At 71.6% G+C, this 14,148-nt stretch carries 11 protein-coding genes; 3 read left to right on the top strand and 8 right to left on the bottom strand.

Annotated features, from left to right (window positions below):
* Window positions 1-40 precede the first annotated feature (40 nt).
* The 4 genes from FNH24_RS24110 to mshC form a co-directional block, all read right to left on the bottom strand.
* Complete coding sequence (locus FNH24_RS24110; protein ID WP_152364777.1) at window positions 41-463, bottom strand: type II toxin-antitoxin system VapC family toxin; 423 nt, start codon at window positions 461-463, stop codon at window positions 41-43.
* Entirely contained in the window at window positions 460-705 is a 246-nt protein-coding gene (locus FNH24_RS24105) for a FitA-like ribbon-helix-helix domain-containing protein (protein ID WP_152364776.1), read from the bottom strand. The genes FNH24_RS24110 and FNH24_RS24105 overlap by 4 nt, the downstream gene beginning before the upstream one ends.
* Window positions 706-798: 93 nt before the next feature.
* The gene (locus tag FNH24_RS32490) at window positions 799-5,937 is read right to left on the bottom strand and encodes an Ig-like domain repeat protein (protein ID WP_152364775.1); all 5,139 of its coding nucleotides are present in this window, start codon (window positions 5,935-5,937) and stop codon (window positions 799-801) included.
* A gap of 196 nt (window positions 5,938-6,133) precedes the next feature.
* Complete coding sequence (mshC, locus tag FNH24_RS24095; protein ID WP_152364774.1) at window positions 6,134-7,390, bottom strand: cysteine--1-D-myo-inosityl 2-amino-2-deoxy-alpha-D-glucopyranoside ligase; 1,257 nt, start codon at window positions 7,388-7,390, stop codon at window positions 6,134-6,136.
* Between the two features lie 202 nt (window positions 7,391-7,592).
* Between mshC and efeU the strand changes: the two genes are divergently transcribed.
* The 3 genes from efeU to efeB are packed head-to-tail and all read left to right on the top strand — an operon-like array spanning window position 7,593 to window position 11,019.
* Window positions 7,593-8,459: an iron uptake transporter permease EfeU gene (efeU, locus tag FNH24_RS24090; RefSeq protein WP_152364773.1), complete on the top strand. Its 867-nt coding sequence runs from the start codon at window positions 7,593-7,595 to the stop codon at window positions 8,457-8,459.
* Window positions 8,456-9,634, top strand: a complete 1,179-nt coding sequence (gene efeO / locus FNH24_RS24085; protein WP_152364772.1) for an iron uptake system protein EfeO — start codon at window positions 8,456-8,458, stop codon at window positions 9,632-9,634. Before efeU ends, efeO begins: the two co-directional genes overlap by 4 nt.
* 2 nt (window positions 9,635-9,636) lie before the next feature.
* Window positions 9,637-11,019, top strand: a complete 1,383-nt coding sequence (gene efeB, locus FNH24_RS24080) for an iron uptake transporter deferrochelatase/peroxidase subunit (RefSeq protein ID WP_152364771.1) — start codon at window positions 9,637-9,639, stop codon at window positions 11,017-11,019.
* A gap of 145 nt (window positions 11,020-11,164) precedes the next feature.
* Here efeB and FNH24_RS24075 read toward each other — a convergent pair whose 3' ends face one another.
* The 4 genes from FNH24_RS24075 to FNH24_RS24060 all read right to left on the bottom strand — a co-directional run bounded on the left by FNH24_RS24075 (window position 11,165) and on the right by FNH24_RS24060 (window position 13,908).
* Window positions 11,165-11,950 (bottom strand): SCO1664 family protein, encoded by a 786-nt coding sequence (locus FNH24_RS24075; protein ID WP_246187044.1) that lies wholly within the window; start codon window positions 11,948-11,950, stop codon window positions 11,165-11,167.
* A gap of 5 nt (window positions 11,951-11,955) precedes the next feature.
* Window positions 11,956-12,549: a DUF3090 family protein gene (locus tag FNH24_RS24070; protein WP_152364770.1), complete on the bottom strand. Its 594-nt coding sequence runs from the start codon at window positions 12,547-12,549 to the stop codon at window positions 11,956-11,958.
* A 34-nt stretch (window positions 12,550-12,583) separates the two neighbouring features.
* A complete protein-coding gene (locus FNH24_RS24065; RefSeq protein ID WP_152364769.1) occupies window positions 12,584-13,294 on the bottom strand; it encodes a histidine phosphatase family protein in 711 nt (236 codons plus the stop codon).
* A 92-nt stretch (window positions 13,295-13,386) separates the two neighbouring features.
* Window positions 13,387-13,908: a flavin reductase family protein gene (locus FNH24_RS24060; protein WP_152364768.1), complete on the bottom strand. Its 522-nt coding sequence runs from the start codon at window positions 13,906-13,908 to the stop codon at window positions 13,387-13,389.
* Window positions 13,909-14,148: the final 240 nt, after the last annotated feature.

Genomic DNA, 14,148 nt, shown 5'->3' with positions numbered 1-14,148 from the left:
ATCCGCGGTCCGCCGTGCGGTTTCGTCACGCGGGACGACGTCAGTCCTTCGACCACGGGTCGAACAGCTCGATTCCCGTGCCGATGAAGTCCGGTGTGTTCCTGGTCGACAGAACGGCGGACCGCGCTCGGCAGGTGGCGGCGATCTGCGCATCCGCCAGGCCGATCGGGCGACCGGCGGCCTTGCGGGCGGAAACGACGTAGGCGTACTCAACAGCCGCGGCCCGATCGAAGTCGCAGATCCGCTCTCCGAACTCATCGTCGATCAGCTGCGATACAGCGACCCGTAGCAGGTCCTGCCGTCGACCGCCGGGCATTCGCGCGACACCGGCCAGCAACTCGGCCACGGTGATGACGGTGATCCACAGCTCGGCCGGGTCCTGCCGATCGACCCACGCGAGCACCGCGGCTGACGGCTGCGGCTTGATCAACTCGGACAGCACATTCGTGTCGAGCACGATCATGCGTCGAAGTCGACGGCCCGAGCCTCGTCCTTCCGCTCCGGCACCTCGAACTCGCTGGTGTCCACGTCGGCGAACATCGCGTGGATGCGAGATCCGAGGCCGGGCCCGCTCCCCTCGGCCTGCACGGCCTGGCGCAGAATCGCGCGAACCTCCGCCTCCATCGAGCGGCCCTTGCTGGACGCACGGACCCGAAGACGACGTCGAGTTTCCTCATCGAGACCGCGAATGGTCATGGTCGTCATGCTGATCACCCCGGATCTGTCGCTGTCACTGACAGCAATGCTAGCACCGTCGTCACCATGGCGCGCAGCGTCGGCAGAGTCCGCGCGCTTCTGTCACTCCTTCAGGTTCGACCTCCGTCGCCGATGACCGGCGGCCAGGACGAGCGCCCCGGCCAGCAGCATCAGGGGACCGAGCAAGGCGAACGGTGCCGCCGGCGCCCCGGTGCCGGGGAGTTCGTCCGGACCGGGCGGCGCCGGGCTCGGATCTTCGACACCTGGCGGCGTCGGCACAACGGTCGGCGGCTCGCCCGGAGCCGGACCGGGGCCGGGTTCGGTCACCGATCCGGCCACTTGCACCGATTGGGTCCGCGTCGCCGGCTGGAAGGCCGTGTCGCCGGAGTAGCTGACCGTGAGTTGGTGTGGTCCCGGCGCCAGTCCACTGACGTCGATCGGCGGAGTGGTGGCCCGACCGTCGACCACGGGCACGGCCCCGATCTCCGAGCCGTCCGGGCCGATCACGGCGGCTCCGTCGATCGTGAACCGGACCGTCCCGCCGGGGGTTCCGGTCGCGTCGCCGACTGGCTCCAGCGCGGCGCCCAGGGTGACCGGCGGGCCACCCCGTCCGTTCGGAATCGGGTCCGGGGTGGCGCTCCCGGTGATCAAGACCGACCCGCGGCCGAACACGTTCGTGGTGATCGTGCTCGCCTCGTAGTTGGCGTCGCCGGAATAGACGGCCGAGAGGACTCCCGGGCCGAAGTCCAACGGCTCGCTCCGGGCGCTGCTGGCGATCCCGTCCCGGTCCACCAGCACCGGTACGTCGAGCGGCGTGCCATCGAGCAGGAACTGCACGGTGCCGGTCGGCACCGGGCCCGAATCGAAGGCCGGCGGCAGGGTGATCGTGCCGACCACCGGATCGCCCTCGGCCTGTTGCCCGGGATCGGCGGCCAGTGTCCCGGCCGTCGATCCGGGCACGACGTTGATCACCACGGTCTCCTGCAGCGCGTCGTAGTGCTGATCGCCGGAGTAGCTGATGGTGACCGGGAACGGGCCGGCCGGGAGCCGATCGGTCGGCGTGCTGGCCGCGTATCCACCCTGGTCGAGCGTGGCCGTGCCCAATGGGGTGGCGCCGCTGAAGAAGGTCATCTTGCCGGTCGGCCTCGGGGTGTCCGCGGCCGTGCGCAGCAACTGAGCGCCGAACTCGAGCCGGTCGCCGAGCTTCGGCGCCACCGGTGCACTGCTGACGTCCAGCCGTACGGCCGGGAACGGGGTCAGCGTCACCGTCACCGAGCCGGCGCCGCGCGAGGTGCTGGTCCCGAAGTGCGGCTGGTCGACTCCGGGGGCGAGGTAGGAGAGCCCACCGCCGCCGCCGGCCGCGTAGTCCTTCGCGTCGCAGCCGCGCCAGGTCCCGCCGCCGCCACCGGTGTAGCCGCCACCGCCGGCGCCGGAGCCGCCCTGGCCCTCGTCGTGGTTGAGGCACGGCAGCTTGGCGCCGTTCGCGCCACGGCCCGGATGGACCGTGCCGCCGGAGCCGGCCGTACCGCCGACGCACTTGCCCTTGCCGTCCTTCGGTCCGCAGGACTGACCCGGCTGGGCCGGGGCTCCGCCGTTGCCGCCGTTCTTGGCCGACGCTGCACCGTGCAGGTGTCCGGCGCCACTGGCGCCGCCACCGCCGGCCGCGACCAGCAGGGTCTGGTTGCCGAGCCGGACCGCGGAGGCACCGCCGCCGCCCCCGCCGGGTTCGGCGAGCAGGTTGAGCACCTCATGCGGGTCGCCGCCGCGGCCGCCGGGAGCGTAACCGGATCGGCCCGGCTCCTGGCCGGTCGAGTTGCAGCCGACATCGATCAGGAACTTCTGCCCGCGCTGGACGTCGATCCGGCCCGCGGCGGTCCCGCCGCGGCCTCCCGAGGAGTACGTCAGGTTCGCGCCGGCCGCGCCCGCGGCGACGATGTCCATCCAGTAGCCCGCATGGTCCTGCGGGATCTCGAACGGCTGGCTGTTGCTGCCGGCGCAGCTGAAGGTCTTCACGATCGGCGGCTCCGCCCCCGGTCCGGTGAGCTGCTGCCGGCCGTCGTAGACGTAGGCGCCGGCGGTGCTGCTGGCGAACCGGTCCTCACCCGAATAGGTCGCGGTGACCCAATGAGTGCCGCGGCCGAGCGTCAGCGGCGGTGTCGCTGCCTTACCGTCCCGCAGCGGTATGGACACCAGGGTCTCGCCGTCGGAGCGGAACTCGACCGTGCCCCGCGGTGGATCGGCGGCCGCGACGCGCGACCCTCCGGCCCGGCCGGCCGCCGCGACGGCGGCGACGGTCGCGCTCAGGGTCAGCGTCTGCCCCGGGCCGACCGAGAGCCGCGACGGGGTCAGGGTCAGTTTCGTCGCCTGCTGGACGTAGACGAAGGTGGTCGCCCGGTCGGGCAGGAAGCCGTTGTCGCCGGAATACTGGGCGACGACGTAGTGCTCGCCCGGCGCTAGATCCTTGATCGGAGCGGAGGTCGCCCGGCCGTCGGTCACCGCCGCGCTGCCCACCTCGACGCCGTCCACCGAGTAGCGGACCGTGCCGGTCGGCTCGACCGTGACCCCTTCCGGGGCCGTCACCGCCAGCGAGAACGTCACCGGCTCACCGGCCGGCGCCTCCGCGCCCGGCGTGACCTGCAACGCCAGGGTGGCGAAGTCGACCTCGACCGCCTGCACCGTCCGGCCCTCCGCCGGTGAGAACACCTCGGCGTCGTCGCCGAGATAGCGCGCGGCGAACTGCCGGGTGCCCTGGCTCAGCCCGGACACCGACGTGCGGGCGACGCCGTTCGCGTCCAACGTCACCGGCTCGCCGGCCGCGACGCCGTCGACGAGGAACTGCAGCCGACCGATCGGCACGCCGTACGGATCCGGGCTCGGCCGGGGCGCCTTCTTGGTGACGGTCGCAGTCAGGGCCACCGGCGCGTCGGCGTTGATCACCGTGTCCTGGGTGGCCGACGACACCACGACGTCGGTGGCGACGCCGCTGTTGAACAGGCCGAAACTGCCGGCCTTGTAGGTCGGCTGGTCGTCGATGCTGGCCGTGACGGTGAAGGCGCCGGTGGTCCACGGCGGCTGCAACGCCTGCACCGGGACCGAGACCTTCCCGGCCCCGTCGGCCGTGACCCGGTAGCTGGTCTGGGAGCCGTTGGGGAACGTGACGTAGCCGGCCGGGGCGGTGAAGGTCACCTTGGCGCCGGCGATCGGGAAGCCGTCGTCGTCGAGGGCCTGGCCGGTCAGCGGCTCCGCGTACCGCTGGCCGCTGGTCGCCGACTGCTGGCTGCCGCCGGTCACGTCGACCTCGGCCCGTCGGGACGGGAACGGCACGACCAGTTGGACCGAGCCGTCGAATTCCTTGTCGCCCTTGGCGCCGGTCGCGAAGCGGACCTGCTTCGGGTTGACCGCCTTGGCGTACGACCGCCCGCCGCCGCCACCACCGCCGGCCCCGGTCTGGCCGCCGGACGGGCCGTGGCCCTTGCCGCCGCCCCAGTAGCCGCCGCCACCACCGCCGCCCCCGCCGCCGTCGCCGGCCCCGGTGCCGTCGCCGCCGTCGCGGGACCCGTTGCCCTGGGCGGGGTTGTCGCCGCCGGCGCCGCCGGGACCGGAGTCGAAGCTGTCGCCGGCCTTGCCGGCCTTGGGCGGCAGGCCCCCGTCGCCGCCGTCGCCGCCGTCGTAGAGATTCGCGTCGCCGCCACCACCTCCGCCGCCGGCCGCGACCACGAGGTAGGTCTTGCCCGCCGCGCCGGCGGCCTTGCAGTCGGTGGTGGTGCTCTGCACCGCCGACGAGCCGCCGCCCGGGCCACCGTCCTTGAGGTTGTCCGACACCCCGCCGGTGCCGGCCGATCCGCCCTGGCCGTCGCCCCAGCCGCCGCTGCCCCGGCCGCGCTCACCGACCGCGACCAGCACCTTCTTGCCCGGGGTCACCGGGACCACCGCCTGCACCACTCCGGCGCTGCCACCCGTGCCGACACCCGGGAAGTTCGGGCCGGCGCCCGCGCCGGCGCCGCCGACGGCGTTGACGAAGATCTCGTCGGTGCCGGCCGGAACGCACAGCTCCTCGACCTTCTTGGTGAGGCCGAAGTTGGTCGTCCGCAGGTCGTCGGCGCCGGTCAGGAACAGCACGTAGCCGTCGCCGGCGTTGTCGGCCGCGGCGAACCGGGCCTGACTCAACACGTCCTGGTTGGCGTAGGAGCTGCCACCACCGCCGCCGTTGCCGCCGATGCCGGTCACCGAGCCCGGCGGCGGTTCCGGAATCGCGGACTCCTGTGCCGCGCTGCCGCCGCAACCTCCGTGGTAGCCACCGCCGCCTCCGCCGCCGCCCCCACCGCCGCCGAGCTCGTCGAAGTCGCCGCCCGGCAACCCGGCGCGGTCGGCCTCCTCGCACTCGTCGCCGCCCGGCGCTGCTTCTTCCTCGTTGAACTTACCGACCGTGCCGGCGCCCGGCTCGAGGCCGCCGTCGCCGCCGTCACCGCCCGGTGATTGCACCGGCGGATAGCAGGAATACCAGAAGGCGTCGCCCTCTTTGCCGTGCTCGCCGACCTCGGCCTCGATCGCGTACTTCGTGCAGTCGACGCCGCCGCCGGCCGCCCCACCACCGCCGCCGGCCACCGCCATCGTGGTGGTCTCGTCGCCGTCCTTGCGCAGCACTGCGGACGCGCCGCCGCCGCCACCGCCGCTGATCCCGTAGGAGTCGATGCCGAAGGCGACCCGGTCGTGACCCTCGCCGCGGGCGCCGCCCTTCGCGTACGGAGACTTGCCACCGTCGGCGCTGCCCTTGCAACCGACGGCGACCGTCAGCAGATCGCCGGGATTGACCCGCAGCACGCCGGTCAGCTGACCCGCGCTGCCGCCCCAGCCGGTCCGCGACGGATCCGGGGTCATGCCTTCGCCGCCGACGACCTCGACGTAGACGCTGTGGGTGTTCTTCGGGACCTGGTACGTCTGCGGCGTGCTGTCCTTGCAGCCGAAATAGGTCAGGCTGAGCTGGTCGCCGACGTCCCGCGGGTCGCCGTTCAGTCCCGGTGCGGCCGGCTCGGTGGCGACGGGCGGCGCCGGGTCCCGGACCGGTTCCGGAACGGCGGCCGGCCGGGACGCGGCGGCCGGGTCGTCCGCCGGCACCGCCGGGCGGTCACCGGTCTCGGCCAGCGCCGGGGTCACGCCGAAGCCGGCCAGCAGCGTCACGGAGAGGCCGATGATCAGTGATCGAGACGTCCGGGGCGGACGGCGGAACGCGCGACGGCTCATCTGAGGGACCTTTCGAGGTCAGGAAGCACCTTGCTCTCAGCGGTGAGAACGACAGCCCGAGTCGTCGGGAGCGCACCGGGAGCACGCGAACCACGCAGATTCGATTGGCTTGAGTGTCGCGGCGCCGACCGGCCGCGTCAAGACTCAGTGGTGATCTTGGATTCCACGCCTGCTCGGCCGGTGGGCGCCGGCGGGATCAGGACCGGTCGTCGTCCTGGAGCCGGACGCCGAGCAGGGCGTCCGCGGCGGCCGCGATCAGGGTCGGGGCCTCGGTGTCGTCGCTGTCGATGGTCAGGGTGGCGCCGGCCCAGGCGTCGATCGCGGCCAGCGCGGCCGGGGCGTCAAGATCATTCCGGAGGGCCGCGCGGACCTCGGCCAGCGTCTCGGCCGAGCCGACGCCCGCGTCGCGCCGGACGGCCTCGCGCCAGCGGTCGAGTCGCGCCTCGGCGTCGGTGAGCAGGTCGGGGGTCCAGGACCAGTCGTCGCGATAGTGCTGGAAGAGTAGGGCCAGCCTGATCGCCATCGGATCGGCGCCCTGGGCCCGGAGCCGGGAGACCAGTTCGAGGTTGCCCTTGGACTTCGACATCTTCTCCCCGTCCAGGGCGACCATGCCGCTGTGCACGTATGCCTGGGCGAACTCGCGCCCGGTCGCCACCCGGCCCTCGGCCGCGCACATCTCGTGGTGCGGGAAGATCAGATCGCTGCCGCCGCCCTGCACGTCGAACTCGGGGCCGAGCAGCTCCAGCGCGATCGCGGTGCACTCGATGTGCCAGCCCGGCCGGCCCGGGCCGAACGGCGACGGCCAGCTCGGCTCGCCGTCTCGTTCCAGCCGCCAGACCAGACAGTCCAGCGGATCCTTCTTGCCGGCCCGATCCGGATCACCACCGCGGTCGGCGAAAATCTCCACCGCCTCGGCGCCGAGCTTGGACAGGGTGCCGAACCGGCCGTCGGCGGCGCGGGCGAAATAGAGGTCGGGATGATCATGGTCATCGACCGGATAGATCGCGCCGTCGACTCCGCGCAGCCGCTCGATCAGCGCGGTCACCAGGTCCATCGACTCGACCGCACCGACCAGGTGGTCGGGCGGCAGCACGTTCAGCGTGGCCATGTCGGCCCGGAACAGCTCGATCTGGTCCTTGGCCAGGTCGCGCCAGTCGACCCCGGTCTCCGTCGCCCGCTCCAGCAGCGGGTCGTCGACGTCGGTCACGTTCTGCACGTAGTCGACGGCAAGCCCGGCGTCCCGCCAGGCGCGATTGAGCAGGTCGAACGCCACATAGGTGTTGGCGTGGCCGATGTGCGTCGCGTCGTAGGGCGTGATGCCGCAGACGTACATCCGCGCCGTCCCGCTGGGCGGGCCGACCGCAACGACGGCACCGCCGGCCGTGTCGTGCACCGAAACCGTGCCCCCCGATCCCGCCAGGCGGGACATGTCCGGTACGCGCCATGCCTGCATGGACCAACCCTAACCAGCGCCGCTCGCGCCCCTCGCCCGGTCCAAGCCGCGGTACGCCGAGTTGTCAGAACTGAGTTGTGTCGGGGCACAACTCAGTTCTGACAACTCGGAGGCTTGCCAGGGTGGGACTGCGGCGTTAGCTTAGGCAAGCCTCATTCACGCCGGTGTCAGGTCGAGCGTCGGGGCAGTTGGAGGGGACACGATGGTCGCGAACTTCCTGATCGGCCTGCGCGAGGGCCTCGAGGCCGCGCTGGTGGTCAGCATCCTGGTCGCCTATCTGGTCAAGTCCGACCGACGGCAGCTGCTGCCGCGGATCCGGCTCGGGGTGGGCCTGGCGATCGTGGTGTCGCTGCTGTTCGGGGCGCTGCTGACCTTCGGCCCGAAGGGGCTGACCTTCGAGGCGCAGGAGCTGATCGGCGGGTCGTTGTCGATCATCGCGGTCGGCTTCGTCACCTGGATGATCTTCTGGATGGCCAGGGCGGCGAAGGGCCTGTCCGGTCAACTGCGGACCAAGATCGACTCCGCGGTGGAGGCGCGGCCGTGGTCGCTGGTCGTTGTCGCGCTGCTGGCCGTCGGCCGGGAGGGTTTGGAGACCGCATTGTTCCTCTGGGCCGCGACCCAGACGGCGCTGCGGGCCGGGTCGAGCACTGTCGTGCCGCTGACCGGTGCGCTGCTCGGGATCCTGGTCGCGGTGCTGCTCGGCTATCTGTTCTATCGCGGCGCGATCAAGATCAATCTGACCCGGTTCTTCACCTGGACCGGCGCCTTCCTGATCATCGTCGCCGCCGGCGTGCTGTCCTATGGCGTGCACGACCTGCAGGAGGCCAGATTCCTGCCCGGCTTGAACGATCTCGCGTTCGACGTCTCCGCGGCGATCCCGCCGACCTCCTGGTACGGCACCCTGCTCAAGGGCGTGTTCAACTTCTCCCCCGCGACCACCTGGCTGGAGCTGGTCGCCTGGCTCGGCTACGCCGTCCCGACCTTGATCATCTTCCTCACCCTGATTCAACGCCGCAGCCGGCAGCGGACGATCGTCGGCGTCGCGGCCCGTACCGAAGGAACGTCATGATCCGCACCACCCGGGCCCTGCCCGCCGCCCTGGTGCCGGCCGCGCTGCTGCTCGCGCTCACCGGCTGCACCGACAACGCGACTCCCGGCGCGGCCGGCCCGTCCGGCGACCCGAAGGCGCTGACCGTCCAGGCCAGCGACTCCGCGTGCGCCGTCTCGGCCGCCGAGGCACCGTCGGGCAATCTCACCTTCACCGTGACCAACGGCGGCAGCCAGGTGACCGAGTTCTATCTGCTCGGCGCCGATGGGCTGCGGATCATCGGCGAGGTGGAGAACATCGGGCCCGGGCTGTCCCGCGACCTGGTGCTGACCGCGCCACCCGGCGGTTACTTCACCGCCTGCAAGCCGGGCATGGTCGGCGACGGGATCCGGGCAGCGTTCACCGTGACCGACTCCGGCGCCGACCTTTCGCCGTCCGGTGACGAGGCGGCACTGGTCGAGCAGGCCAACCAGCTCTACCGGGCCTACGTCAAGGATCAGACCGAGCAGTTGCTCGCAGCGACGCAGAAGTTCGCCGACCTGTACACCGGCGGCTCCGACGAGGAGGCGCGGGCGCTCTATCCCGAGGCCCGGGAGCACTGGGAACGGATCGAGACCGTCGCCGAGTCGTTCGGTGATCTTGATCCGAAGATGGACCTGCGCGAGGCCGACCTGGCCGAGGGCGACGAATGGACCGGCTGGCACCGGATCGAGAAGGATCTGTGGCCGGCCCGGGCCAAGGGTTACCAGGCGCTCGACGCCGCCGGCCGGAAGAAGTACGCCGATGATCTTGTCGCCAATACGCAGGAACTGTACGACCGGACCCGGGATCTGACCTTCACCGCCGACCAGATCGGCAACGGCGCCAAGGGACTGTTGGACGAGGTCGCGACCGGGAAGGTGACCGGTGAGGAGGAGTACTGGTCGCGCACCGACCTGTGGGATTTCCAGGCCAACGTCGACGGCGCCAGGATCGGCTACGAGGGGCTGAAACCCCTGCTGCAGAAGCGGAATCCGGAGCTGGAGCAGCAGATCGGACAGCGGTTCACCGAGCTGCAGAAGCTGCTTGATCAACACCGCGACGGCGAGGGATTCGTGCTCTACGACGAGCTGACCACTGATCAGATCAAGCAGCTGTCCGACGCGGTCAACGCCCTGTCCGAGCCGTTGTCCAAGATGACCGCCGCGGTCGTCTGATCATGGCCGGAGCGGACCAGCCGCCGGAGGCCGACTCCCCTCGGGAGCCGGCCGGGTCCGAGTCGGATGCCGACCGGGCATCGGCAGGGTCGGGGCGGACCGGGCTGTCCCGGCGCGGGTTGTTCGGGGCGGCCGGGGCCGGGGCGGCGGTGCTCGGCGCCGGCATCGCGGCCGGGGTCGCCGGCGACCGCTGGCTCGCCGGTCCGTCGGCCGCGGGGGTGGGCGCCGCCCCGCCGGCCGAACGCCGTTATCCCTTCCACGGCACGCATCAGGCCGGCATCGCGACACCGGTCCAAGATCGACTGCACTTCGCCGCGTTCGACGTCACGACCGAGGACCGGGCCGCGCTGATCGACCTGCTGCGGAAGTGGACCGCCGCCGCGGCCCGGCTGACCCAGGGCCTCGGCGCCGGGGAATTCGGCCCCACCTCGGGCCCGTACGACGCGCCGCCGGACGACACCGGCGAGGCGGTCGGGCTGCCGCCGTCCGGACTGACCCTGACCTTCGGCTTCGGGCCGACCCTGTTCCGTGATGATCATCGCCGGGACCGGTTCGGGCTGGCCGACCGGCAACCGGCCGCGCTGCGCCGGCTGCCGCACTTCCCGGCCGACAAGCTCGACCCCGCCCGGAGCGACGGTGATCTCTGCGTCCAGGCCTGCGCCGACGATCCGCAGGTCGCCGTGCACGCGATCCGCAACCTGGCCCGGATCGCGTTCGGCACCGCGGCGATCCGCTGGTCCGAGCTGGGCTTCGGCCGGACCTCGTCGACCTCGACCGGGCAGGCGACACCGCGCAACCTGTTCGGCTTCAAGGACGGCACCGCGAACCTCAAGGCCGAGGATCCGGCGCTGCTCGATGATCATGTCTGGGTGCCGCCGGGCGCCGACCGGGCGGCCGGCTGGCTGGCCGGCGGGACGTATCTGATCACCCGCCGGATCAGCATGGCGATCGAACCCTGGGACCGTACTTCCCTGCGGGAGCAGGAGAATCTGATCGGCCGGACCAAGGACGCCGGGGCGCCGCTGTCCGGTGGCACGGAGTTCAGCCAGCCCGACTTCGGCCTGTCCGGTCGCGGCGGCGTGCCCCTGATCGGCACCGACGCCCACGTCCGGCTGGCCCATCCCGATCAGAACGACGGGGTACGGATGCTGCGCCGCGGCTTCAACTTCGTCGACGGCACCACCGGCCTGGGCCGGCTCGACGCCGGGCTGTTCTTCATCGCCTTCGTCCGCGACCCGCGCAGCCACTACATCCCGATGCAGACCCGGCTCTCCGCTCAGGACGGCCTGATGGAATACCTCCAGCACACCGGCTCGGCCCTGTTCGCCGTGCCGCCCGGCGCCGCGGCCGAGTCCTCCTACCTCGGCGAATCCCTCTTCACCTGACCGCCGTGCCCGCTGGACCGTTCGTTTCTCTACCTGTGGCGAGAAATGTGCGTTGCTCGGGCCGATCCGGCCGCATTTCTCGCCACAGGTAGAGAAACGACCCAAGCCCAGTTCCTGGGCCTGACCCCCTCGAGGTCGGGCCGGGTCAGAAGGGGGGCCAGGGGACGGTGCGGTGGTCGTCGGAGCGGGGGTGCGGGAAGCGGCGGTTGCGGATGAGCCGAGCGGCGCGGTCGAGGAAGGCCTCGACCTCGTCCTCGGCGAGGAGCTTGCGCAGGACCGGCGGGGCCTCGGCGGCGGCGCGTTCGACGCAGGCCAGCTCGGCCGGCCGCAGCTCGGCACCGGCCCAGCCCCAGAGCAGGGTGCGCAGCTTCGGCTCGGTGTGGAAGCAGATGCCGTGATCGACCCCGAACACCCCGCCCCGACTGGCCAGGATGTGGCCACCCTTCCGATCGGCGTTGTTGAGCAGGACGTCGAGGACGGCCATCAGCCGGAGTTGATCATGATCGGCATGGATCACCGCGACCGGGGTCTCGTCCATCCCGTACCCCTCGACGCAGGTGAACCAGCCGTCCCGCGGCAGCGACTCGAGCGGCACCAGATCGATCAACGCGTCCTCGTCCTCGTCGACATCGACCCAGGCCTGCAGCGAGCCGGGGCCGACCGGGCCGTCGACCAGCACGGTGACCGGGACCAGGTCGAACCCACCCGCCCGGGACACCTCGTAGGCCGCGACCTCACGCAGCGCCAGCGTGCCGTCCGGGAAGTCCCAGAGCGGCCGCTCCCCCTTGATCGGCTTGTAGACACACTCGATCCCCTGCTCCGCGCCGGGCGCGGTCAGGGTGGTCAGCAGCGTGACGTTGGAAGCCTGGAGCAGGCGTCCGGTGATCTCCAGCTCGCCCGAATCCAGGCGGGCGTCCAGCGCCGGGTGCAACGCCGTCAGGTGAACAGCGGGCGACGGTAGCCGTTGGCCCGGGGACAGATGTGACCCTCCGGATCGATCGGCTGCAAACAGAACGGGCACGCCGGCCGACCGGCGGCGATCAGTGCCTGGGACCGGGCGACGAACTCCCGGGCGTACGCGGCGGTGATCCGGACCACGAACACCTCGTCCGCCTCGTCCTCGGGCGAGACCTCCTGCTCCGGTTCGGGCTCCGGGGCCTCGGCCTCCTCCTCCGTCGTCTCGACGTTGGAGAACATCTCGATCACGATCCGGTCGATGTTGGGATCCCAGGCGATCGTCATCGTGCCGACCCGGAACTCCTCGGTGATCGGCGCGTCCAGCGGTTGGGTGTCCTGCGGGCCGGCCGCGGCCGGCGGCACGGGAGCGTCGCCCTCGCTGCGCCGGACCACCTCGTTGAGGATCTTGTCCAGATGCTCGGCCAGGACGGAGACCTGTTGCTTCTCGCAGACCACGCTGGTGATCCGGTTGCCTTCTCGCGCCTGCAGGAAGAAGGTCCGCTCCCCCGGTTGTCCGACCGTACCGGCGACGAACCTGTCCGGCGAGTCGTAGCGGTGTACCAATATCGCCATGCGTTCCAGCCTAGTGGTGTGTGTTCGAGAGCGTTCAGTCGGCGGACCCGAGACCGCCGCCGACGGGTGCGTCGGGGGCGGACCGGCGGGCGCGCTTCTTCTTCGCCGGCGGCGGATTCAGCATCGCCCCGAAGTCGGTGGTGGTCGAGTTCATGGTGACCAGGTACGGCCTCGTCGGCGTGTAGCGGATGATCGACACCGATGCCGGATCCACCAGCAACCGCTGGAACTGGTCCAGGTGCAGGCCGAGCGCGTCGGCCAGGATCGCCTTGATCACGTCGCCGTGCGACACCGCCGCCCACACCGCATCGCCCCGCTCCGCGGTCAGCCGCGCGTCCCAGTCGCGAACCGTGCCGACCGCCCGGGCCGCCATCTCGGTCATCGACTCACCGTTCGGGAACCGCACCGCCGACGGCTGCTGCTGCACCGTCGACCACAGCTTGTCCTTCGCCAGCTCCCGCAGCGGCTTCCCGGTCCAGTCCCCGTACCCGCACTCGGTCAGCCCATTCTCGACCGTCGCCTGCTGCCCGTCCCGGACGGCGAGGATCGCCTGAGCGGTCTGCCGGCAGCGGCGCAGCGGGGAGGTGATCATCGCCGCCAGCGGAACCCCGGCGAGCCGTTCGCCCACGGCAGCGGCCTGTTGGCGGCCGACCTCGTCCAGTTCGACGCCCGGGGATCGCCCGGCCAGGATGCCGGTCGTGTTGGCCGAGGTCCGGCCATGCCGGATGAGCAAAAGGGTGGTCATTTCTCCACCACCGTAACAACCCCTCCCGAGTTGTCAGAACTGAGTTGTGTCATGGCACAACTCAGTTCTGACAACTCGGCTGAAGGGGCGGGTTAGCTGACTGACCCGTACCGGCCGCGCAGATGAGCCAAGGGATCCTCGCTCGGTTGTGAGAGCTCCACCCGCTCGATGACGGCTCGCACCAGGAGGGCCCAGCCTGCCGGTGCGGGTTGGTCCTGCACGCGCGCGCCGAGCCAGGCGGAGGTGGCGGTGAGTACGGGGCCCCAGTCGGTCGCGGTCCAGGAGGCGAGGCGGAAGGGGCCGCCCGGGGCCGGGGCGGTGCCCGCGAAGGCTTCGGCCAGGGCGTGGTCGGAGCGGTTGAGCAGGCTGACGGCGATGGTGCCGTGCCGGGCGATGGCGTCGGCGAGGTCGGAGTCGGGGTCGATCAGGCCGATCAGCTCGGACGGGTCGCCGTCGGAGATCAGCAGCGAGGAGACGGTGAGGCCGGCCGGCTTCGCGTCGCCGGTGCCGCTGGTCCAGACCGTCACCGGGGCCGGCAGCCGGCCGCGGAACCGGCGCACCGGCGAGCGCTCGCCTTCCGGCGGCAGGAAGGGGTGCTCGGAGTGGATGGTCACGGTCCAGTTGTACCGGACACAAACGCGGCAGTTGCACGCATCCGCGGCCGTTGCAACGGCCGCGGATTGCAGGAACTGCCGCGTTTGTGTCCGGGTCGGGGCGGAGGCGGGGGCCGGAGGTTGGGCGGCGGGTGGGGGTGGGTGGGACTGGGGGTGGACGAGGGCTCGGGGACCGGGGGTCTAGTGTCTTGCGGGGCCCGGAGGCGGGACCGACGAAACGAACGGGAGACGACGAGCAAC

The organism is Microlunatus speluncae, from assembly GCF_009299835.1.
Classification (GTDB): Bacteria; Actinomycetota; Actinomycetes; order Propionibacteriales; family Propionibacteriaceae; genus Microlunatus; species Microlunatus speluncae.
The sequence above is the reverse complement of the archived record's forward strand: the minus strand, read 5'-3'. Positions and strand labels throughout refer to the sequence as shown.

What these genes read in the sequence shown, in the direction of transcription:
- efeB (WP_152364771.1), top strand. Translation starts at nt 9,637, where the DNA reads ATGGCCGGAGCGGACCAGCCGCCGGAGGCCGACTCCCCTCGGGAGCCG.
- FNH24_RS24105 (WP_152364776.1), bottom strand. Translation starts at nt 705, where the DNA reads ATGACGACCATGACCATTCGCGGTCTCGATGAGGAAACTCGACGTCGT.
- FNH24_RS24070 (WP_152364770.1), bottom strand. Translation starts at nt 12,549, where the DNA reads ATGGCGATATTGGTACACCGCTACGACTCGCCGGACAGGTTCGTCGCC.
- FNH24_RS24110 (WP_152364777.1), bottom strand. Translation starts at nt 463, where the DNA reads ATGATCGTGCTCGACACGAATGTGCTGTCCGAGTTGATCAAGCCGCAG.
- mshC (WP_152364774.1), bottom strand. Translation starts at nt 7,390, where the DNA reads ATGCAGGCATGGCGCGTACCGGACATGTCCCGCCTGGCGGGATCGGGG.
- efeO (WP_152364772.1), top strand. Translation starts at nt 8,456, where the DNA reads ATGATCCGCACCACCCGGGCCCTGCCCGCCGCCCTGGTGCCGGCCGCG.
- efeU (WP_152364773.1), top strand. Translation starts at nt 7,593, where the DNA reads ATGGTCGCGAACTTCCTGATCGGCCTGCGCGAGGGCCTCGAGGCCGCG.
- FNH24_RS24065 (WP_152364769.1), bottom strand. Translation starts at nt 13,294, where the DNA reads ATGACCACCCTTTTGCTCATCCGGCATGGCCGGACCTCGGCCAACACG.
- FNH24_RS32490 (WP_152364775.1), bottom strand. Translation starts at nt 5,937, where the DNA reads ATGAGCCGTCGCGCGTTCCGCCGTCCGCCCCGGACGTCTCGATCACTG.